We start from the raw sequence: 20,172 nt of genomic DNA on the forward strand, positions 1-20,172 counted from the left end.
CGCAACGACCGCCCCACGAACAAGAACGTCGCGACACCCACGATCACCGTCAACAACGGCAACCCGACCGCAAGAGCGCCGACCGCGGCCTCGGTACCGTCGTCGATCTCGTCGATGGACTGCCCGACGAGCACGGTGCGCGGCCCGGCATCGGTCGCGACGCCGAGCGCGGTGATCCGGAAGTACTCGTCGTGGGCCACGGCCAGCCGCCGCTGCTCCCGGCGCGTCTGACCGGCGGCCGGGCGCAGCGACGAGATCGGCTGGGCGCCCATGATCAGCGCGGAGGCGCGCAGCACCCGGCCGTCGGGGCCGAGGACCTGCACGACGGTACGGTCGCGCAGCGAAGGCCGCATCACCGCCGCGAGCGCCGCCTCGTCGTCGAGCTCCCCGGCCACCTGGGCCGCGCGGTCGCCGGTGTCCTGGTCGACGTTGCCGGTGAGGATGACCCGGGCGGCGACCACGAACGCGACCCCGGTGAACACGGACGCGACCGCGACGACGGCGGACGCGGCGAGCGCCGAGCGCATACGCACCCCGAGCCGCTGCCGAATCCGCCCCGCAAACCCAGACACGCCCCGACGCTACCTCGTGTTCGAAGCCCTCAGCTCAGCACCGCCGACGGCATCCGGCGCGGGGTGGCCGGCGGCGCGTCGTCCGGCCCCGGCACCCCGATGCGCATCCCGACGGCCGGGTTGCCGACCCCGCCGAGCAGCGACCGCAGCGCGTTGCGTACCCCGGCGACCTCCACGACCTCGCTGATCGGCGACGCGGCCAGCCCCCGCGCGGTGAGCGTGAGCCACACGTCGGAGAGCGCCTCGCCGGCCGCCAGCCAGTCGCGGGGCTCGTCGCCGTCGGTGACGAACAGCGCGTACACGGTGCCGCGGTCGCTCCCGCCCCCGGCCGCCAGCCCCGCCTTGATCGCGAAGTCCCGCGGCGCGACGGTCCGCCGCGCGGTCGCCACGACGCTCTCGGTCGTCACCCCGTCCCCGTGGGCCCGGTTCGTCCAGGCCCGCAGGTCGGCGCGGAACCGCGGATCGTCCCGCTCCACCTCGGCCGCGTGGGCGACGGCGCCCGCAAACGCGGTGACCTGATCCTCCCGGACAACCTGCAGGTGTACCCCATGCCGCCCCGCCACCGCCCGCAGCTCGTCCAGCACCGCCTCGGCGGGGCGCTCGTCGCCGAACGGCCGCCGGTCGGTGTGCCGCCGCTCGATCGCCGCCGCCACGTCGGCATCGCTGAGCCGGCCGGGCTCGACCGCCGCACCCACCTCGGCGTCGCCGGGCCGGTCGGGCGCGGTCGCCGCCGCCACCTGGGCGTCGCCGACACGGTCGGGCCCGGTCGCCGCGGCCACCTCGGTGTCGCCGGGCCGGGCGGCGCCGCCGCCGGTGGCGCCCCGACCGTCCCGGGCCGGGCGCTCGCCCCCGCGTCCGAACCGGGCCACGAGATCGGGCCGGTCGGCGTCCGGGAGCCGGTCGACGTCGGCCTCGAACCCGGCCGCGTGCAGCGCGGCGACCGCATGGTGCAGCGCGGCGCCGCAGCTGAGCAGGAGCAGCCGCCCGTCCGGGTCGAGCCCGGTGAGCTGCCGCGACCGGTCGGCCCACAGCTCGGCGTGGTCGCCGGCGAGCCGCCAGCGCCACGGCTGGCTGTTGAGGATCGACGGGGCCCGCAGCGCCGCGACGGACGCCTCGGCCACCAGGTCGATCTCGGCCCGAAGGTTGCGGTTCATGGCGTTCTCCTCTGGCGGCGGTACCGGTGTCACCTCCACGGTCGCTCCGCCCCGCCCCCGCCGGCAGGGCCGAAAGTCACTGATTCCCCGGGACCCGGCCGACCAGCTCGAAGCCGTTGACCAGGTCGCACTCGATCCCGATGACGCAGTTCACGGGCTCGTCGACCCAGGGCTGCAGCGCCGCCTCGTACCGCCGCAGCCGCTCCTCGTCCAGCACCAGTCGCGCCGTCCCGGTCACCACGACGCTCCACCCGGCGTGCGTCCCGGCGTCGATCTCGTCGGCCTCGTACGCGACCACCAGCGCCCCGTGCGCCGTCGCCGCCGACGCCAGCCCGCCGCCGAGGCTGCTGCGGATCACGATCGTCTCCCCGTCGAGCAGGTGGTTGACCGGCCGGATCGCCGGCAGCGCCCGGTCGGTGAACACGACCCGCCCCACGGCCACGGACCCGAGCAGTTCAAGACACCGCCGCCGCCCCAACGAGCGCATCGTCCCCATCGCCATCACCACCCTCCAGCGTCACGATCGAGTCCACGTGGTCACGGGCGTCCGCCCGGTGCGTGATCAGCAGCACCGTCCGCCCGCGCGTGGCGTCCATCAGGTCCTTCAGCAGCGCGACCGCGTTCTCCTCGTCGAGGTGCTCGGTCGGCTCGTCGAGCACGAGCACGGGAAAGTCCGCGAGCAGCACCCGCGCGAGCGCGATCCGCCGCCGCTGCCCGCCCGACACCGCGACGCCGTGCTCCCCGACCGCGGTCCCGAGCCCGTCGGGCAGCCCGCGCACCCATGCCCCGAGCCGAGCCCGCTCCAGCGCCGCCGCGAGCTCGTCCGCGGTGGCGTCGGGCTTGCCGATGCGCAGGTTCGCCTCGATGGTGCTGTCGAACAGGTACGCGTCGTCACCGAGGTACCCGATGACCCGCCGCACCTCGTCCCCGCGCACCGAGCGCAGATCGACCCCGCCGACCGTGATCCGCCCCGCGCACGGATCGAGCCACCGCACGAGCAGCGCCGCGATCGTCGACTTCCCGGCCCCGCTGGGCCCGACCAGCGCGACCCGCGCCCCGGGCTCGAGCACGAACGAGACGTCCCGCACGACCGCCCGCCCCGGCACCCACCCGGCCGCGACCCCCTCGACCCGCACGACCGGCCCGGCCCCGCCGGCTCCGGCATGCCGAACGCCCGGCTCCGCGGGTTCGGGCGCCACACCCACTGGGTCGGGCGCCGGGTCCGGCGTAGCGGCCACCTCGGCGAGCCGGCGCACGGCGGCCCGGGCGGCCGCCCAGTGCTGAGCCGCGAGCGGCACCGCGCCGACGATCTCGAATACCGCCAGCGGAGTCAGCACGACGACCGCGAGCAGCTCGCCGGCCAGCGTCCCGCCCCGGACCGCCAGCGCCCCCGCGGCCAGGGCCGCGAGCACCGCGAGCCCCGTGCAGAGCGCGGTCACCGCGGCCGAGACGCCCGTGGCCGCGCTCGACCGGCGGGCGGCGCCCAGCAGCTCCCGGTCGGTGCGGTCGAGGGCCGCGAGGGCGTCGCCGACCGCGCCGTACGCGATCAGGTCGGGCAACCCCTGCACGAGATCGACGGTCCCGGCCGCGAGCGCACCCCGCAACGGAGCCAGCCGCGCATCGGCCCGCCGGACAAGAGCGGCCTGCAGCAGCGGTACCGCCACCCCGGCAACCAGCACCCCCGCCCCCAGCGCCAGCCCCGCCGCGGGCAGCAGCGACCACACCACCAGCACGGACGCGAGCCCGGTGACCCCGGCGACGGCGATCGGCAGCGCGACGCGGACGACGAGGTCCACGACGGACTCGACGTCGTCGACGAGCCGGACCGCGAGGTCGCCCCGGCGGAACCCGGCCAGCCCCGCGGGCGCGAGCCGCTCGAGCCGCCGGAACACCCGGACCCGCAGCTCCCCCAGCACCCGCAGCGCCCCGTCATGCCCGGCGACGCGCTCGGCGTAGCGCAGCACACCCCGCCCGATCCCGAACGCCCGCACGGCGACGATCGCCACCATGAGGTGCAGCACCGGCGGATGCACGGCGGCCCGCGAGATGAGCCACGCCGACGTCGCCATGAGCCCGACCGCACACCCCGCGGCCGCCACCCCGGCCAGCAGCGCCAGGCCGAGCCGCCCCGCCGCCGGCCGCACCAGCCCGAGCCCGGTCCGCACCGTCCCGCTCACCGCCCCACCCCCGACCCCAGCCGCCCGCGTCCCGCCGGCCCCGCGGGAGCCGGGGTAAGCGCGAGCACGCGATCGGCGAGGGCCACGAGGGTCGGGCGGTGGGCGGCCATGATGACCGTGCGGCCGGCGGCGTGGGTGCGGATCGCGACCAGGAGTTCGGCCTCCGTGGCCGGGTCGAGGCCCGCCGTCGGCTCGTCCAGCAGGACCAGCGGCGCGTCGCGCAGGAAGACGCGGGCCAGGGCTATCCGCTGGCGCTGGCCCGCCGACAGGCCGGCGCCGTCGTCGCCCAGGGGGGTGTCGAAGCCGTCCGGCAGGGCGTCGATGAAGGACAGGGCGCCGGCCCGGGCGGCGGCGTCGCGCAGGGCCGCCTCGGTGGCGTCCGGGGCGCCCAGGCGGATGTTGTCGGCGATCGTTCCCGCGCCGAGCCAGGGGCGCTGCGGCAGCCAGGCCACCCGGCGGCGCCACGCGTCGAGGTCCAGCGTGGCGAGGTCGGCGCCGCCCACCGTCACGCGGCCCGACGCCGGGGTGGCGAAGCCCATCAGCACCGACAGCAGGGTCGACTTGCCGCAGCCGCTCGGGCCGGTCAGCGCCACCAGCTCGCCCGGCGCGACCGTGGCCGTGAACGGGGGCAGCGGCGGCCGGCCCGGGTAGGCGACCACCACGTCCGCGAACGCCACCGCGCCACCGGCACCGGCGGAACCGCCCGAAGCCGACCCCGGCAGCGGCGTCTCCAGGATGGCGAAGGCCTCCTCCGCCGCGGCCAGGCCCTCCGCGCTCGCGTGGTAGTTCGCGCCCACCTGGCGCAGCGGCACGTACGCCTCCGGGGCCAGGATCAGCACCAGCAGCGCCGTGGCGAGCGGGAGGGCGCCGTCGACCAGGCGCAGCCCGATGCCGACCGCGACCAGCGCCACCGACAGCGTCGACAGCAGCTCCAGCACCAGCGACGACAGCAGCGCCACGCGCAGGGTGCGCATGGTGACACGGCGCTGCCGGGCGCTGAGCGCGGCGATCACGGCGGCCTGGCGCCGGGCCCGGCCGAAGACACGCAGGGTCGGCAGGCCCGCCACGACGTCGAGGAAGTGGTGCGACAGGCGGGTCAGGAGCCGGAACTGGCGCCGGTTGGCCGCCTCGGTGTGCCGGCCGACGAGGGTCATGAAGAGCGGGATCAGCGGCAGCGTGAGCGCGACCGTGCCGGCCGCGACCAGGTCGGCCGGGGCGAGCCGGGCGAGCACGATCAGCGGGACCAGCGCGGCGAGGACGAGCTGCGGCAGGTACCGGGCGAAGTACGCGTCAAGCGCGTCGAGCCCCCGCGTGGCCAGGGTGGCGAGCCGGCCGCTCGCCGGGGCCGCGGCCGGGCCCAGCGCGGCGGCGTGGGCCAGCAGCCGGGACCGCAGCTCGCGCTTGACCGCGGCCGAGGCCCGGGTGGCGGCCGCCTGCTGGGCCCAGGCGACGGCGGCGCGCAGCGCGACCACCGCGGCCAGCCCGAGCAGGGTCCCGCGGATGGCGCGCACGTCCGCGCCCTGCAGGTAGACCCGCGTGATCGCGTCGGCGAGCAGGGTCGCCTGGGCGACGACGAGCCCGGCCAGGGCCACGCCCAGGGCGACCGACAGCGCCAGGAAGGCGCGCGTCGCCCGGGCGTAGCGCAGCAGCCGCGGGTCGAGTGCGCGCATCAGTGCCCGCCGGCCGGGATGTGCTCGACGCGCAGCCGGCGCCGGAACACCCAGTAGGTCCACGCCTGGTAGACCAGCACGATCGGGGTGCAGCCCGCCGCGACCCAGGTCATGACCTTCAGCGTGTAGGGCGTGGAGGCCGCGTTCGCCGTCGTGAGCGAGTCGCCGCCGGGCAGCGTCGTGGGCATCACGTCGGGGAAGAGCGTGACGAACAGCGCGGCGACCGCGAGCACGATCGTCGCGCCGGTGGCGATGAACGCCCAGCCCTCCCGGCGCGCCCGGGCCGCGAGCACGCCACCGGCCAGGGCCACCGCCGCGGCGCCGGACAGCGCCCAGCCCCAGGCGTCGCGGTGGGTCAGCTGGGTCCACAGCAGGAACCCGGCGGCGACGACGATCGTGGGCCCGGCGACCCGCACGGCCAGCCGTCCGGCCCGCTCGCGCATCTCGCCGTCGGTCTTCAGCGCCAGGAACACCGCGCCGTGCAGCAGGAACAGGGTGAGGGTGGTGAGCCCGCCGAGCAGGGCGTAGGGGTTGAGCAGGTTGAAGAAGCCCCCGACGTACTCGTGGTCGCGGCCGATCGGCACGCCGCGCACGATGTTGCCGAAGGCGACGCCCCACAGCACCGCGGGCACCAGGCTGCCGCCGACGATCGCGAGGTCCCACCAGAACTTCCACTGCTGACTGTCGGACTTCCCGCGGTACTCGAAGGCGAGGCCCCGCAGGATCAGCGCGACGAGGATGAGCAGCAGCGGCACGTAGAAGCCGGAGAAGAGCGTCGCGTACCACTCCGGGAACGCCGCGAACGTGGCCCCGCCGGCCACGATGAGCCACACCTCGTTGCCGTCCCAGACGGGGCCGATGGTGTTGATGAGCAGCCGGCGCTCGCGGTCGTCGCGGCCCAGCACGGGCAGCAGCAGGCCGACGCCGAAGTCGAAGCCCTCGAGCAGGAAGTACCCGGCCCAGAGCACGGCGATGAGGATGAACCAGACGGTGGTGAGCTCCATTTGCGGTGCCTCCCTTCAGTACGCGAATGCGAGCGGGCGGTCGGGGTCGTCCTCGTCGGTGGGTACGACATTTTCGGGCGCGCCCTGCTTGGCGTACCGCAGCATCAGCATCAGCTCGACGACGGCCAGCCCGCCGTACAGCAGCGTCAGCACGATGACCGAGAGCGCGGCCTGGCTCGTCGCCACCGACGGCGACACGCTCTCGGCCGTCCGGAACAGCCCGAAGACGGTCCAGGGCTGGCGGCCCACCTCGGTGAAGATCCAGCCGAACGAGTTGGCCAGCAGCGGCATCGCGACGGTGGACACCGCCGCGACCCACAGCCAGCGTCCGCCGGGCAGGCGCCCCTTGCGGGTGCTCCAGAGCGCCAGGAGCGCGACAGCCATCGCCAGGCCGCCGAAGCCGATCATCAGCCGGAACGACCAGTACGTGACCGGCACGTAGGGCACGTAGTCGCCCTCGCCGTACTCGGACCGGTACCGCTGCTGCAGGTCGTTGATGCCCTCCACCTCGCCCTGCGGGTCGGCCGTGGCCATGAACGACAGGAGCGACGGGATGCGCACGCTGTAGACCTCCTCGCGCCCGTCCAGCGAGCCGATCGTGAACACCGAGAAGGATGCGGGCCGGCTGGTGTCGTAGAGCGCCTCGGCGGCGGCCATCTTCATCGGCTGCTGCTCGGTCATGACCCGCGCCTGCAGGTCGCCGGTGATGAGCACGGCGAGACCGGAGACGAGCACGACCCAGGCGCCGAGCCGCAGCCCGGGGCGGAACACCTCGGCCTGGTGGCGGCGGCGCAGGTGCCAGGCGCTGACGGCCAGCAGCAGCGCACCGGCGGTGAGGAAGCACGCGGCGATGGTGTGCGGGAAGGTGACCAGGGCGGTGCTGTTGGTCAGCACGGCGCCGATGTCGGTGAGCTCGGCCCGGCCCCGGGCGGCGTTGATGGTGTACCCGACCGGGTGCTGCATCCACGAGTTGGCGGCCAGGATGAAGTACGCCGACAGCATCGTGCCGATCGCGGCGAGCCAGATGGTGGCCAGGTGCACCCGCCGGGGCAGCCGGTCCCAGCCGAAGATCCACAGCCCGAGGAACGTCGACTCCAGGAAGAACGCGAGCAGGCCCTCGATGGCCAGCGGCGCGCCGAAGACGTCGCCGACGAACCGCGAGTACGCGCTCCAGTTCATCCCGAACTGGAACTCCTGCACGATGCCGGTGACGACACCCATCGCGAAGTTGATCAGGAACAGCTTGCCCCAGAACTTCGTGGCGCGCAGGTACTGCTCCTTGCCCGTGCGCACCCACGCGGTCTGCAGCCCGGCGACGAGCGCCGAAAGGCCGATCGTGATCGGCACGAAGATGAAGTGGTACACGGTGGTGATCGCGAACTGCCACCGCGCCAGGTCGAGCGTGTCCATGCGGCGAGTCTCCGACCCCGGCCCGGCGGCCGAGCAGGGCCGAAGGTCACGTCCCGGGCGGGACTTCCGCGGGCCGCACGAGCCCGGTGCCGCCGTCGTAGCGGCGGTACACCAGGCAGCCCCGCCCCGTGCCGGCGTCGGTGAAGAACAGGAACGGCAGCCAGCCCTCGGCCATCCGCGCGGCCGCGGCCTCCGGGCTCAGCACCGGCGGGCGGCGCGGGTTGACCGTCGGCGGCGGGGTGCCGGGGCCCGCGGCCGGGTGCATGCTGCGCTGCCGGGTCAGCTGCAGCCCGGTGGGGCCGGCCCGGTGCACGAGCGCGTCCTCGCCGGTGGCGGCGTCGATGAACAGGAAAGCGTCGTAGTCCATGGCGGCCAGGTGCGCGGCGGCCTGGCAGAAGCTGCGGCGGTACAGCCGCGGGCTCTTGCTTCTCGTGATGGAGGGCCGCCCGGGGACGGCGAGCGGCCGGCGCTCCGGATCGGGCCAGGGCCACGGCTCCCACGCGGCGGACAGGCGGCGCACCTGCCGGTCCAGGCGGGCGGCCCCGGCGGCGATGGCCTCGGCCGGGTCGCGCCCGGCCACCTGGATGCGCGCGGGCGCCCCGAAGAGGCGGAGGTTGGCCTGGACCAGCATCGGCCCGCCGGGAACCGCGGCGCCGGTGAGCCGCACCCGCAGCGCCCCGCCGACCCGGTGCCGGACGGCGAGGGCCCCGAACAGCGCCTCGGCCGCGGTCCGCTCGTGCGGCCGCAACCCGCGCGTGATGACATCCATACTGTGCTGCCTTTCCTGGGGGAGCTCCGCTCCACCCAGGCCCCCTCCCACACGTCGGTCGCCGTCCGCGGCGAAGGGGCCGGGTTCGTTTTTGGCGCACGGCCTCCACGGACCGCACCACATCCACTACAAATCCACAGCGCCGCGACCGCGGGACAGGGCCGAAGGTCCCGAAGACGGGACCTTGTTCCCTGGCGCCGCGCCGGAATGCTGGTAGAAAGAACACATGATCCGGGTGTATCTGCTCGACGACCACGAGGTGGTCCGCTTCGGCCTGCGCGAGCTCCTCGAGCGCGAAGGCGACATCGAGGTCGTCGGCGAGTCCGGCTCGGCCGTCGAGGCCACGCACCGCATCCCGGCGCTGCGGCCGGACGTCGCCGTGCTCGACGGGCGCCTGCCCGACGGCAGCGGCATCGACGTGTGCCGCGACGTGCGCTCGATCGACGCGTCGATCAACGCGCTGATCCTGACGTCGTACGACGACGACGAGGCGCTGTTCGCGGCGATCATGGCGGGCGCGGCCGGGTACGTGCTCAAGCAGATCCACGGCACCGACCTGGTCGACGCGGTGCGCCGGGTCGCGGCCGGGCAGTCGCTGCTCGACCCCGCGGTGACCGCGCGCGTGCTCGAGCGGATCCGCAACGGGCCCGAGCAGCCCGACGAGTTCAAGCACCTCACCGAGCAGGAGCGCAAGATCCTGCTGCACGTCGCCGAGGGGCTGACCAACCGCGAGATCGCCGAGCGGATGTTCCTGGCCGAGAAGACGGTGAAGAACTACGTCTCCAGCCTGCTGGCCAAGCTGGGGCTGGAACGGCGGACGCAGGCGGCGGTGCTCGCGTCGCGGTTGCTACAAAAGAAGCCGTGAACTCGCCGCTGCCGCTGCCCGAACTGTCCCGCGTCGACCTCGACGCGCTGCTGCAGGAGCTGCTCGCCCGCGTCGGCGAGGTGATGACCAGCCGGGAGCGGCTGCGCGCGCTGCTCGACGCGGTCGTCGCCATCGGCTCCGACCTCGACCTGCACAGCACGCTGGAGCGCATCGTGCAGGCGGCGTGCCGGCTGGCCGACGCGCGGTACGGCGCGCTGGGCGTGATCGGCTCCGACCGCATGCTCGTCGAGTTCATCAACCACGGCGTCTCGGCCGAGGAGCGGGCGGCGATCGGCGACCTGCCCCGCGGCCACGGCGTGCTGGGGCTGCTGATCGACGAGCCGCGCCCGATCCGGCTCCTGGACATCACGCAGCACCCGCGCGCCTACGGGTTCCCCGCCAACCACCCGCCGATGCACAGCTTCCTGGGCGTGCCGGTGCGCATCCGCGACCAGGTGTTCGGCAACCTGTACCTGGCCGAGAAGCGCGGCGGCGAGCAGTTCACGCAGGACGACGAGGACCTGGTCGCGGCGCTGTCGGTGGCGGCCGGCGCGGCGATCGACAACGCCCGCCTCTACGCCCAGGCCGAGCGGCGCCAGCGGTGGCTCGCCGCGGCCGCGGAGATCACCTCGGTACTGCTGGGCGAGGTGCGCCAGACCGAGGCGCTCGAGCTCGTCGCGACCCGCGCCCGCGAGGTCGCCGGGGCGGAGCTGGCCATGGTGCTGCTCGCGGCCGAGGACCGGCTCGTCGTCGAGGTCGCGGTCGGCGGCCCGGCGGGCGCGGCCGGCTGGTCGATCCCGATCGCCGGCAGCGACTTCGCGGACGTGCTCGAGCACCGGCACGTGGCCGTCGTCACCGACCTCGGGGCCGCGGCCGGCTGGCCGATCCTGCTGCCGACCGGCACCGCGCTGCTCGTGCCGCTCGCCGTCGGCGGGGTGGCGCTCGGTGCGCTCGTGGTCGCGTTCGGCAAGGAGAGCGCGCCGATCACCGAGGGCCTGGAGCTGGCGATGGTGGAGACCTTCGCGGGCCAGGCCGCCCTCGCGCTGGAGCGCGCCCGGGCGCAGGACCAGCGGGAGATGCTCGCGGTCGTCGGCGACCGGGAGCGCATCGCCCGCGACCTGCACGACGTCGTCATCCAGCGGCTGTTCGCGGCCGGGATGCAGCTGCAGGGGGCGGCGTACCGCAGCTCCCAGGACGACGTCCGCGAGCGCATCGGCCGCGTCACCGATGACCTGGACACGACGATCCGGGAGATCCGCGGCGCCATCTTCGAGCTGCGCGGGGTGCCCGGCAACAGCCTGCGCAAGGCCCTGCGCGACCAGGTCGACGAGGCCGAGGACGCACTCGGGTTCCGCCCGGTGCTGCGCATCGACGGCCCGGTCGACACCGCGGTGCCCGACGCGCAGCGGACGGCGCTGCTGGCGGTACTGCGGGAGTCGCTGAGCAACATCGCCAAGCACGCCCGGGCCACGTCGGCGCGGGTGCTCGTCGCCGTGGGCGGCGGCTCGCTGGACCTGACCGTCGAGGACGACGGCGTCGGGCCGGCCGGCGGGTCCTCGGCCGGGCACGGGCTGCCGAACATGCGAGCGCGCGCCGCCGACCTGGGCGGGGAGTGCACGGTGGGGCCGGTGGAGACCAGGGGTACCCGGGTCATCTGGAAGGTGCCGGTCTGACCGGGCGGCACGGGCCCGAATGGGTCCGTGCCGCCCGGCGGTCAGGAGGCCGTCGGCGTGGGTACGGCCGTCGTCCGGGCCGTCGTCGGGGCCGGAGCCGGCGGCCGGTTGCGGTCGAAGCGGCCGTTGCCGGGCGCACCGGGACCGCGCGGGTCGCGGGGGTCGCCGCCCCGATAGTGCTCGTAGCGGTCGTGGCCCGGCCCGACGCGCTGCGGGCCGCCGTGGTGGCCGAAGACCACCGCGCCGACCGCCGTCACGCCCGCGCCCAGGCAGCAGCCGACCACCAGGGCCACGATCGCGATCAGCACGCCGTTGCGGCGCCCGCGGCCGCCGCGCCAGCCTCCGGGCCACCCGCCCCACGCCGGACGGCCGGGCGGAGGAGGAGGCGGCGGCGGGGGCGCCGGTGGCGGAGCCGGTGCTTCCACAGGCTCCACCGGTTCAGCAGGCTCCGCGGGCGGCGGAGGCTGCTTGGAGAGGTCGTCGTCGGTCATGCATCAAGCATCGATCCCCCGCCTAAGGAGTGCGCGCTCCCACACCTAAGAATTGCGTGAGAGAGTCGAGCTCTTAGGCAATTCTTAGGCCCGCCCCGCCGCCGCTCTCACCCGCGGTGGCCAGACTCGGGCCGTGGACGAGGGGGCGGGCTTGCGGATTCTGGTGGTCGACGACGACGCCGCCGTGCGGGACTCCCTCGCGCGGACGCTGCGCTTCGAGGGGTACCAGGTCGAGACCGCCGACAACGGGGCCGCGGCGATCCTGGCCGTGCGGGGCGCGGAGCCCGACGCCGTGGTGCTCGACGTGAGCATGCCGGTGATCGACGGCCTGGAGACCTGCCGGGAGCTGCGGGGCGAGGGGGTGCTCGTGCCGGTGCTCATGCTCACCGCCCGCGACAGCGTCGGGGACCGGGTCGCCGGGCTCGACGCGGGCGCCGACGACTACCTCGTGAAGCCGTTCGCGCTGCAGGAGTTGCTCGCGCGGCTGCGGGCACTGCTGCGCCGGGCCCAGCGCACCGCGGCCGCGCCGTCGGGCGAGCTGCGCTTCGCCGACCTGCGCCTGGACCCGCAGACCCGCGAGGTCTGGCGCGGCGAGCGGCCGATGCGGCTCACCCGCACCGAGTTCGCCATTCTCGAGGTGTTCCTCCGCCACCCCCGGCAGGTGCTGACCCGGGAGCTGCTCTTCGAGCACGTCTGGGGCTACGACTTCGGGGAGACGAGCAACAGCATTCACGTGTACCTCGGGTATCTGCGCCGCAAGCTGGAGGCCGACGGCGAGCAACGGCTGCTGCACACGGTGCGCGGGGTCGGGTTCGTGCTGCGGGAGGAGCCGCTGTGACCGCCTGGTGGCACCGCCGGACCCTGCGTGACCGGCTCTCCATCCTGGTCTCCGGGGCCGTCGCGGTCGCGGTGCTCACGGTGGCGGCGGTGGCGTTCGCGGCCGTGTTCGAGATCCAGCACCGGCAGCTGCAGACCCAGCTCACCACCGACGCGCAGGCGATCGCCGCCCAGCCCGACCAGTGGCGCGCCGGCGGGGCGCAGCTGCCCGACCCCGAGCCGAAGTTCGGCCCCCCCGACGGCCACGGCCCGCCCTGGCACCGGCCCAAGGACCTCGGCACCCGCTGGCAGATCATCGACGGCGACGGGGCCACGGTGAGCGACTCCGCGTCGCTGCCGATCACCGCCGGGGTGCGCCAGGTCCTCGCCGGCCGCCGCGCGTCCGTGCAGGAGATGGTGGTGCTGGACGGGGACCGGTACCAGATGCTGACCCTCCCGGCCACCGGCGGCGGCGCGGTGCAGGTCGCCATCAACCAGGACCCGTCCGGGCGCACCCTGGGCCAGCTCGGGCTCCTGCTCGCCGCCGGGTGCGCGGTCGGGATCGCGGGCGCGGCGCTGCTCGGGCGGGCCGTCGCCCGGGCCGGCCTGGTGCCCGTGTCCCGCCTGGCCGAGGCGGTCGAGGAGGTCGCCGTCACGATGGACCTGACCCGGCCCGTCCCCGTCCACGGCGTCGACGAGATCGCCCGCCTCGGCCGCTCGGTGAACACGATGCTCGGCGCCATCGACGCGTCCCGCCGCGCCCAGCGCACCCTGGTCGAGGACGCGAGCCACGAGCTGCGCACGCCGATGACGAGCATCCGCACCAACGTCGAGCTGCTGCTGGCGGTCGAGCGGCGGCCCGAGCTCGCGCACCGGCTGCCGCCCGAGGAGCGCGCCCGGCTGCTGGCCGACCTCGAGTCGCAGGTCGGCGAGCTGGCCACGCTCACCACCGAGCTGGTCGAGCTGGCCCGGGAGGAGACGGCCCGCGAGGAGCCCGAGCCCGTCGACCTCGCCGAGATCGTCGCGGCGGCGATCCAGCGGGTGCGCATCCGGGCCCCGGGCCTCACGTTCGCCGCCGACCTGGCCCCGGTGACGGTGCACGGGCGCCCGGGCGAGCTCGAGCGGATGGCCGTCAACGTGCTCGACAACGCGGCGAAGTGGAGCCCGGCCGGCGGTACCGTCGCCGTGGTCCTGACCGCCGGCGGCCGCCTGACCGTGCGCGACGAGGGCCCCGGCATCGACGAGGCCGACCGGCCCTTCGTGTTCGACCGCTTCTACCGGGCGCCGGCCGCGCGGGGCATGCCCGGCTCGGGGCTGGGCCTGGCGATCGTCGCGCAGACCGCCGCGCACCACGGCGGCACCGTCTCCGTCGCGCCCGGCGACCCGCGGGGAACGGTCCTCACGATCCAGCTGCCGGTGCTCGCATGAGGGCGGCCCCGCTGGCGCTGGTCGTGCTGCTGGCCGGCTGCTCCGCCGCGCCGGCCGGGCCGGCGTCCCCGTCCTCGCCCCCGTCCGCGCCGGCGTCGCCGTCCGCCGTCGCGTCGTCCGCGCCGCCGGCCGCGCCCGTGGACCTGACGTTCGCCTTCGCCGGTGACGTGCACTTCACCGGCCGCACCGCCGCGCTGCTGCGGGACCCGGCGACCGCGATCGGCCCGATGGCGCCGGTGCTGTCCGGGGCCGACCTCGCCGTGGTGAACCTGGAGAGCGCGGTGACCGAGCGGGGCACGCCGGAGCCGAAGGAGTACCACTTCCGCGCCCCGGCGACGGCGTACACGGCCCTGAAGGCGGCCGGCATCGACGCCGTGACGATCGCGAACAACCACGCCCTGGACTACGGCCGGGTGGGCTTCGCCGACACCCTCGACCTCGCCGCGGCGGCGGGCCTGCCCGTCTTCGGCGGCGGCCGCACGATCGACGAGGCCTACGCGCCGCTGATCCTGCCCGTGCACGGCGTGCGGGTGGCGCTGCTCGGCTTCAGCCAGATCCACACCCTGGCCGAGTCCTGGAAGGCGGGGCCGGCGACCCCGGGCATCGCGATGGCCTGGGACGTGCCGCGCGCCACCGCCGCGGTCCGGGCGGCCCGTGCGCAGGCCGACATCGTGATCGTGTTCAACCACTGGGGCACCGAGACGGTCTCGTGCCCGAACGCCGACCAGAAGTCCTTCGCCGCGGCCCTGGCCGGCGCGGGCGCCGACCTCATCATCGGCGCGCACGCCCACGTCCTGCAGGGCGACGGCTGGCTGGGCCGCACGTACGTGGCCTACGGGCTGGGCAACTTCGTCTGGTACGTGGGCTCCGGCGACACGGGCGTCCTGCAGGTCAAGGTCCACGGCCGCACCGCGACGCAGGCGACGCTCGTGCCGGCGGTCGTCTCGGGTACGGGCCAGCCCCGGCCGGTGACCGGCCCCGCGGCGGTCAAGCGCTTCACCGACCTGCGCGGCTGCACCGGGCTAGCAGACCGATACGTGGGCGTGGACGATTCGCCAGCCCTCCGGTAGCCGGACCCACGTCTGGGACTGGCGGCCCTCGCCGGCGCCGCCCGGATAGGCGAACAGCGTGGTCACGGTGGCCAGGTCCGGGCCGAAGGCGGTGATCCGGGTGTCGAAGAGGCGCCGGCCCGCCGGGAGCGGGGGCTGGGCGGCCCGCCACTCGTGCAGGGCGGCCGCGCCGGTCTGGCGGTCCGCGATGCCGAAGCGGGTCACCGCCGGCGAGTCCCAGAACCAGGCACCGAGCGCCCGGACGTCGCCGGCGACCAGCGCCTTCTCGTAGTCGGTGAAGGCGGCCGCGACCTCGGCGACGACGTCCGGGCGATCGATGTCCATGGGTTCCTCTCTAGACGGCCGGGGCCGGGGCCGGTTCGGGGGCCGCGGCGGGCGCCGGGTCCTCGGCGCCGTGCAGCCGGTCGAGCTCGATCTCGTCGGACTCCTTCGCGCGCGGGGCCGGGCGGGTCAGCGCGAACAGGCCGCAGACCACCGCGATGAACAGGTACCCCAGCGCGACGGGGCCGCTGGCGTTCCAGCCGACCTTCTCGGCGTGGATGAGCCCGACGAAGGACAGCAGCGCGCCGGCCAGGGCGAAGATCCCCGCGTGGATGAAGCGTTTGTCGATGATGAACGCCACGATCGAGCCGAGGACCAGCCCGGCCAGGATGGCGCCCTGGCCCAGGGTGAGCAGGCCGCCGTAGATGACGCCGTTGCCCTCCAGGGCGGCGGTGCCGACCTTCGCCGCGGTGGTGCCGGCGGCGGCCAGGGAGTTGTCGATCTGGCTCGTCGCCCACTGCGCGATGTTGGGCACCAGGGCCGCGATCACCGCCGCGGCGTGCGCCTTCGGGGTGAACTGGAAGGCCTGGGCGCCGATGAGCAGGCCGATGTACAGCAGGATCGGCACGATCGCCGGCATCGGGAGCACCGCGCCGAGCAGGCCGAACATGCTCAGGAAGCACAACAGCGCGATGACGATGCCGGTGGCCATCGAGTAGCCGTTGCGCCCGCCGGCCTTCTTCCAGCCCGGGTGGCCGACGTAGACCGCCGGCGGGAAGGGCGAGCCGAGCGCGGAGCCGATGATGGCCCCGGCCCCGTCGGCGAGCAGCACGCTGCGCAGGTTGTAGTTGTCGCCGGCGGCCGCCGCGCTCTCCACGTTGGACATGCCCTCGGTGAAGTTGTACACGCCGAGCGGGATGGCGGTGGCCAGCAGCGGGGCCACGTCGGACAGGCCGGAGAACAGCAGGTTCAGGTGCAGGCCCGGCAGCGCGAAGCCGATCTCGTGGGCGGCCTCGCTTACCGCGTTGCCGTGCATGGCCCCGCCGATCCAGCCGACGGCCGTGCCGACGAGCAGCGCGGCGAGGCCGATCGGGAAGTTGCCGGGCAGCTTCGTGTCGGTGAGCAGGCCGATGAGCAGCAGCGCGAAGACCGGCAGGGCGACCCACGCGAGGTTCCACATCCGGGCCGCGGGCAACATCGCGATGAACGTGACGGAGATGCCGGCCAGGGTGCCCAGCAGGGCCGCCCGCGGCGCGTACTTGCGGATGAAGGGGCCGACGAACGCGCCGATGAGCACGATCACGCCGATGATGAACGCCCAGGCGAGGCCGGCCTTCCACGCCTTGGTCGCGTCCTGCGTGCGCAGGTACACCGGCAGCATGATGACGAAGATGACGATGAACATGTGCGGGACGCTGGGGCCGTAGGGCAGCGCCGTCACGTCGGTGCGGTTCTCGCGCCGGGCCAGGCGCCGGGCGAGGAAGGTGTAGTAGACGTTGCCGGCGACGAGGGCGATGCCCAGCGCCGGCAGGATCGCGTGGAACACGTCGTGCTCGCTGAGCTTCACCACGAACAGGCACAGCGACGTCAGGGTGAGCACGTTGACGAGCACGTTGACGCCGAAGCCGAAGAAGGCGTTCGTGTCGCCGCGCACCCACCACGGGATCTTCAGTTCCATGTCGGCTCCTTGACCGGCTGCAGGGCGGCGATGAACGCCGGGGACTCGGCGACCCAGCCGAAGATGCCGCCCTGCGCGGCGATCATCTTCAGGCCCGCCGCTTGGAACTCCGGGAAGTACGACCCGACGCAGTCGGCGAGCACGAGGCACTCGTACCCGCGGTCGTTGGCCTCCCGGACGGTGGTGTGCACGCAGACCTCGGTGGTGACGCCGGTGACGACGAGGCTGCGGATGCCCCCGGCGGTCAGCCGTTCGCCGAGGTCGGTCGCGTAGAACGCGCCCTTGCCGGGCTTGTCGATGACCGGCTCGCCCGGGGCCGGGGCGAGCTCGTCGATGATGTCGTGGCCGGGCTCGCCGCGGATGAGGATGCGGCCCATCGGTCCGGGCGCGCCGATGCGCAGGCTCGGGTCGCCGCGGTTGAGTTTCGCCGGCGGGCAGTCCGACAGGTCCGGCCGGTGCCCCTCGCGGGTGTGGATGATCGTCAGGCCGGCCGCGCGGGCCGCCGCGAGCAGGGCCCGCGTCGGCTCGATCGTGCGGCGCAGCTGGGCGACGTCGTTGCCGAGGGTCTCGCCGAAGCCGCCCGGTTCCATGAAGTCGCGCTGCATGTCGATGACGATCAGCGCGGTGGTCGCAGGGTCGAAGGAGTACGGTCCGGGAAGTGCGTCGACAATGGCCACAGTGGACACTCCTAGCCGGCTGTTGCCGCGATGACGTCGCCGGAGGTGGCGACGGCGCCGAAGACCCCGCCCTGCATGGTGACCATGTGCAGGGCGGCGGCGTGGTTGGACGGGTCGGTGGCGCCCGTGCAGTCGGACAGAATCAGGCACTCGAACCCGCGGTCGTTCGCCTCGCGCATCGTGGTGTGCACGCAGACGTCGGTGGTGATGCCGGTCAGGATGAGATGCGTGATGCCGTGCGTGCGCAGGACGAGGTCGAGGTTGGTGGCGTAGAAGGCGCCCTTGCCGGGCTTGTCGACGACCACCTCGCCGGCCAGCGGCGCGACCTCGGGCACGATCTGCCAGCCGGGCTCGCCCCTGACCAGGATCCGGCCGCACGGGCCGGCCGAGCCGATCTCGGCGCCGATCCGGGCCGAGCGCCAGCGCTTGTTCGGCGGCAGGTCGCTCAGGTCCGGGTCGTGGCCCTCGCGGGTGTGCACGACGAGCATGCCCAGCCCGCGGACGTGGTCGAGCAGCTTCGCCGTGCCCGGCAGGCCGGCCCGGGTCAGGCCGATGTCGTAGCCCATGCTGTCGACGTAGCCGCCGGGCCCGCAGAAGTCGGTCTGCCAGTCGATGCACAGCAGGGCGGTGCGCCCGACCGGCACCTGCCCGTCGTAGGGCCAGGCGTAGGGCTTCGCGCCGACGACCGGGCCGATGGTTGCGCTCATGGTCCCTCCTCGTGCCGGTAGGCCCGCCAGCCGCCGCCGGCGGTGATGTCCCGTGCGCCGGCGGCCGCGTACGCCTCGCACAGGAAGCCCTGGGTGACCGGGCCGTCCACGGTGGACACGAACCCGATCGACAGCGGCGGGGCGACGCCGGCCAGCAGCGCGCCCAGCGCCGTGCCCGGCAGCCGCCAGATCTCGACCTCGATCGCCGCGCCCGCGCCCGCGCCGACCCGCACCAGCCCGGGCACGCCGCTGGGCAGCCGGTACAGCCGGTAGCAGTCCGCGGTGCGGGTGGTGCGCGCGAAACGTCCGCCGAGCGCGACGAGCTCCCCGTTGCGGGCCTCGCCGCGCCGGTGGTGCCCGACGACCGCGAGCTCGACCAGGTCTTCGCCGGGCCGGACGGCCGCCGGGGCCTCGCCCAGCAGGGCGGCGGCCAGCGCCAGCAGCGTCGGCTCGCTGAACGCGGGCCCGATCAGCTGCAGGCCGGCCGGGCGCCCGTCCGGGGTGTGCCCGTTCGGGACGCTCACCACGGCCAGGTCGAGCAGGTTCGCGAACTGCGTGTACCGGCCCAGGACCGCGTTGCGGCCCAGCGGGTCCGCGGCGATGTCGGCGAGGGTGTACGTGGTCGGGACCGTCGGCAGCGCCAGCACGTCGTGGCGCTCGAAGAGCCGGTCGGCCGCGGCCCGCAGCTCGCGCAGCCGATGCTGGGCGCGGAACGTGTCGGCGGCGGTGTAGCGGCGCCCGCCCTCGATGATGCCCCGGGTCAGCGGCAGCACCTCGCCGGCGTGCCCGCGCAGGAAGTCCTCCAGGTCGGCCAGGCGCTCGGCGACCCACGGGCCCTGGTACAGCAGGCCGCCCGCCTCGAGCAGCGGTTCGATGCCGGCCGGGTCCACCTCGGCGGTGAGCCGGGCCAGGGCCACGCAGCCGGCGACGTAGCGCTCGGCCTGGCCCCGGTCGCCCTCGAAGTCCAGCGCCTCGGGCCGGGCGACGGCCAGCCGTACCGAATCCGGGTCCTTCGTCGGGGCCCGGCCGGTGCGGGACCAGGGGTCCTCGGGGTGCGGCCCGGCCGCCACGCCCAGGACCGTCACGGCGTCGGCGACATCGCGCGTGAAGACCGAGACGCGGTCCAGGGACCGGCAGGCGGGCACGACCCCGAGCGTGCTGAGCAGCCCCCGGGTCGGCTTGAGCCCGACGATGCCGTTGAGCGCGGCGGGCACGCGGCCGGAGCCGGCGGTGTCGGTGCCGAGCGCGAAGGCGACCGCCTCGGCCGCGACCGCGACCGCCGAGCCGCTGCTGGAGCCGCCGGCGATGAGGCCGCCGCCGTAGACGCTCTCGACGGCGCCGTAGGGCGAGCGGGAGCCGGTGAGGCCGGTGGCGAACTGGTCGAGGTTGGTCTTGCCGGCCAGCATCGCGCCCGCGGCGAGGAGCCGCTCGACCACCGGCGCGGTGCGCGGCGCCGGGTAGGCGAACGCGGGGCAGGCGGCCGTGGTGGGCAGGCCGGCGACGTCGATGTTGTCCTTGACCGCGAACGGGATGCCGTACAGCGGCAGATGCTCCTTGCCTTGCAGCTCCCGCGCCCGGCGGCGGAGCGCCTCGGGCTCGGTCCGGCCGATCCACACCCCGTCCGGGGCATCGGCGGCGATCACCTGCTCCGCGACGTCGGCGGGGTCGACCGCACCGCGCCGGTAGGCGTCGCGGAGGGCGGCGATCCCGCTGCGGGCGGCGATGCTGGTCATGCTGTCGATTGTCGACA

General features: G+C 75.0%; 18 protein-coding genes and 1 pseudogene. 5 read left to right on the forward strand and 14 right to left on the reverse strand.

Annotation, left to right across the window (positions count from 1 at the left end):
- The 8 genes and pseudogenes from AB0B76_RS10590 to AB0B76_RS10625 all read right to left on the reverse strand — a co-directional run.
- Positions 1–572 (reverse strand): annotated as a pseudogene (locus AB0B76_RS10590) (sensor histidine kinase); the annotation flags it as partial.
- A 29-nt stretch (positions 573–601) separates the two neighbouring features.
- A complete protein-coding gene (locus AB0B76_RS10595; RefSeq protein ID WP_360372761.1) occupies positions 602–1,726 on the reverse strand; it encodes a nitroreductase in 1,125 nt (374 codons plus the stop codon).
- Between the two features lie 76 nt (positions 1,727–1,802).
- Positions 1,803–2,213, reverse strand: coding sequence for a pyridoxamine 5'-phosphate oxidase family protein (locus AB0B76_RS10600; RefSeq protein ID WP_360372764.1), 411 nt, complete (start codon positions 2,211–2,213; stop codon positions 1,803–1,805).
- A complete protein-coding gene (gene cydC / locus AB0B76_RS10605; protein ID WP_360372766.1) occupies positions 2,182–3,903 on the reverse strand; it encodes a thiol reductant ABC exporter subunit CydC in 1,722 nt (573 codons plus the stop codon). The genes AB0B76_RS10600 and cydC overlap by 32 nt, the downstream gene beginning before the upstream one ends.
- A complete protein-coding gene (gene cydD / locus AB0B76_RS10610; protein WP_360372769.1) occupies positions 3,900–5,573 on the reverse strand; it encodes a thiol reductant ABC exporter subunit CydD in 1,674 nt (557 codons plus the stop codon). The genes cydC and cydD overlap by 4 nt, the downstream gene beginning before the upstream one ends.
- Positions 5,573–6,577 carry a cytochrome d ubiquinol oxidase subunit II gene (gene cydB / locus AB0B76_RS10615; protein ID WP_360372772.1) on the reverse strand — a complete coding sequence of 335 codons (1,005 nt, stop codon included), beginning with the start codon at positions 6,575–6,577 and terminating at the stop codon, positions 5,573–5,575. Before cydB ends, cydD begins: the two co-directional genes overlap by 1 nt.
- 15 nt (positions 6,578–6,592) lie before the next feature.
- Entirely contained in the window at positions 6,593–7,987 is a 1,395-nt protein-coding gene (locus AB0B76_RS10620; RefSeq protein WP_360372774.1) for a cytochrome ubiquinol oxidase subunit I, read from the reverse strand.
- A 46-nt stretch (positions 7,988–8,033) separates the two neighbouring features.
- A complete protein-coding gene (locus AB0B76_RS10625; RefSeq protein WP_360372777.1) occupies positions 8,034–8,756 on the reverse strand; it encodes a sigma 54 modulation/S30EA ribosomal C-terminal domain-containing protein in 723 nt (240 codons plus the stop codon).
- Between the two features lie 226 nt (positions 8,757–8,982).
- Here AB0B76_RS10625 and AB0B76_RS10630 point away from each other — a divergent pair, with 226 nt between their 5' ends.
- Both AB0B76_RS10630 and AB0B76_RS10635 read left to right on the forward strand, forming a co-directional pair.
- Positions 8,983–9,621, forward strand: coding sequence for a response regulator transcription factor (locus tag AB0B76_RS10630; protein WP_360372779.1), 639 nt, complete (start codon positions 8,983–8,985; stop codon positions 9,619–9,621).
- Positions 9,618–11,294, forward strand: coding sequence for a GAF domain-containing sensor histidine kinase (locus AB0B76_RS10635; RefSeq protein WP_360372782.1), 1,677 nt, complete (start codon positions 9,618–9,620; stop codon positions 11,292–11,294). Before AB0B76_RS10630 ends, AB0B76_RS10635 begins: the two co-directional genes overlap by 4 nt.
- A gap of 41 nt (positions 11,295–11,335) precedes the next feature.
- On the opposite strand, the gene AB0B76_RS10640 is transcribed toward AB0B76_RS10635, so the two are convergent.
- Entirely contained in the window at positions 11,336–11,785 is a 450-nt protein-coding gene (locus AB0B76_RS10640) for a hypothetical protein (protein ID WP_360372785.1), read from the reverse strand.
- A gap of 151 nt (positions 11,786–11,936) precedes the next feature.
- On the opposite strand from AB0B76_RS10640, the gene AB0B76_RS10645 reads away from it, so the two are divergent.
- Genes AB0B76_RS10645 through AB0B76_RS10655 form a run of 3 tightly spaced genes read left to right on the forward strand, consistent with a single transcriptional unit; the run spans position 11,937 to position 15,099 of the window.
- Positions 11,937–12,623 (forward strand): response regulator transcription factor, encoded by a 687-nt coding sequence (locus tag AB0B76_RS10645; protein WP_360373627.1) that lies wholly within the window; start codon positions 11,937–11,939, stop codon positions 12,621–12,623.
- Positions 12,620–14,029 carry a HAMP domain-containing sensor histidine kinase gene (locus AB0B76_RS10650; protein ID WP_360372787.1) on the forward strand — a complete coding sequence of 470 codons (1,410 nt, stop codon included), beginning with the start codon at positions 12,620–12,622 and terminating at the stop codon, positions 14,027–14,029. Before AB0B76_RS10645 ends, AB0B76_RS10650 begins: the two co-directional genes overlap by 4 nt.
- A complete protein-coding gene (locus AB0B76_RS10655) occupies positions 14,026–15,099 on the forward strand; it encodes a CapA family protein (RefSeq protein ID WP_360372790.1) in 1,074 nt (357 codons plus the stop codon). Before AB0B76_RS10650 ends, AB0B76_RS10655 begins: the two co-directional genes overlap by 4 nt.
- Here AB0B76_RS10655 and AB0B76_RS10660 read toward each other — a convergent pair.
- From AB0B76_RS10660 to atzF, 5 genes are read right to left on the reverse strand one after another with little or no spacing between them, the layout of a single operon-like run.
- Complete coding sequence (locus tag AB0B76_RS10660) at positions 15,052–15,423, reverse strand: AtzH-like domain-containing protein (RefSeq protein WP_360372793.1); 372 nt, start codon at positions 15,421–15,423, stop codon at positions 15,052–15,054. The genes AB0B76_RS10655 and AB0B76_RS10660 overlap by 48 nt on opposite strands.
- Positions 15,424–15,433: 10 nt before the next feature.
- The gene (locus AB0B76_RS10665; RefSeq protein ID WP_360372796.1) at positions 15,434–17,038 is read right to left on the reverse strand and encodes a regulator; all 1,605 of its coding nucleotides are present in this window, start codon (positions 17,036–17,038) and stop codon (positions 15,434–15,436) included.
- Entirely contained in the window at positions 17,029–17,715 is a 687-nt protein-coding gene (locus AB0B76_RS10670; protein WP_360372799.1) for a cysteine hydrolase, read from the reverse strand. The genes AB0B76_RS10665 and AB0B76_RS10670 overlap by 10 nt, the downstream gene beginning before the upstream one ends.
- 11 nt (positions 17,716–17,726) lie before the next feature.
- Positions 17,727–18,422 carry an isochorismatase family cysteine hydrolase gene (locus AB0B76_RS10675; RefSeq protein WP_360372801.1) on the reverse strand — a complete coding sequence of 232 codons (696 nt, stop codon included), beginning with the start codon at positions 18,420–18,422 and terminating at the stop codon, positions 17,727–17,729.
- Entirely contained in the window at positions 18,419–20,155 is a 1,737-nt protein-coding gene (atzF, locus tag AB0B76_RS10680) for an allophanate hydrolase (RefSeq protein WP_360372804.1), read from the reverse strand. The genes AB0B76_RS10675 and atzF overlap by 4 nt, the downstream gene beginning before the upstream one ends.
- Positions 20,156–20,172: the final 17 nt, after the last annotated feature.

It is taken from the genome of Dactylosporangium sp. NPDC049140 (assembly GCF_040648435.1).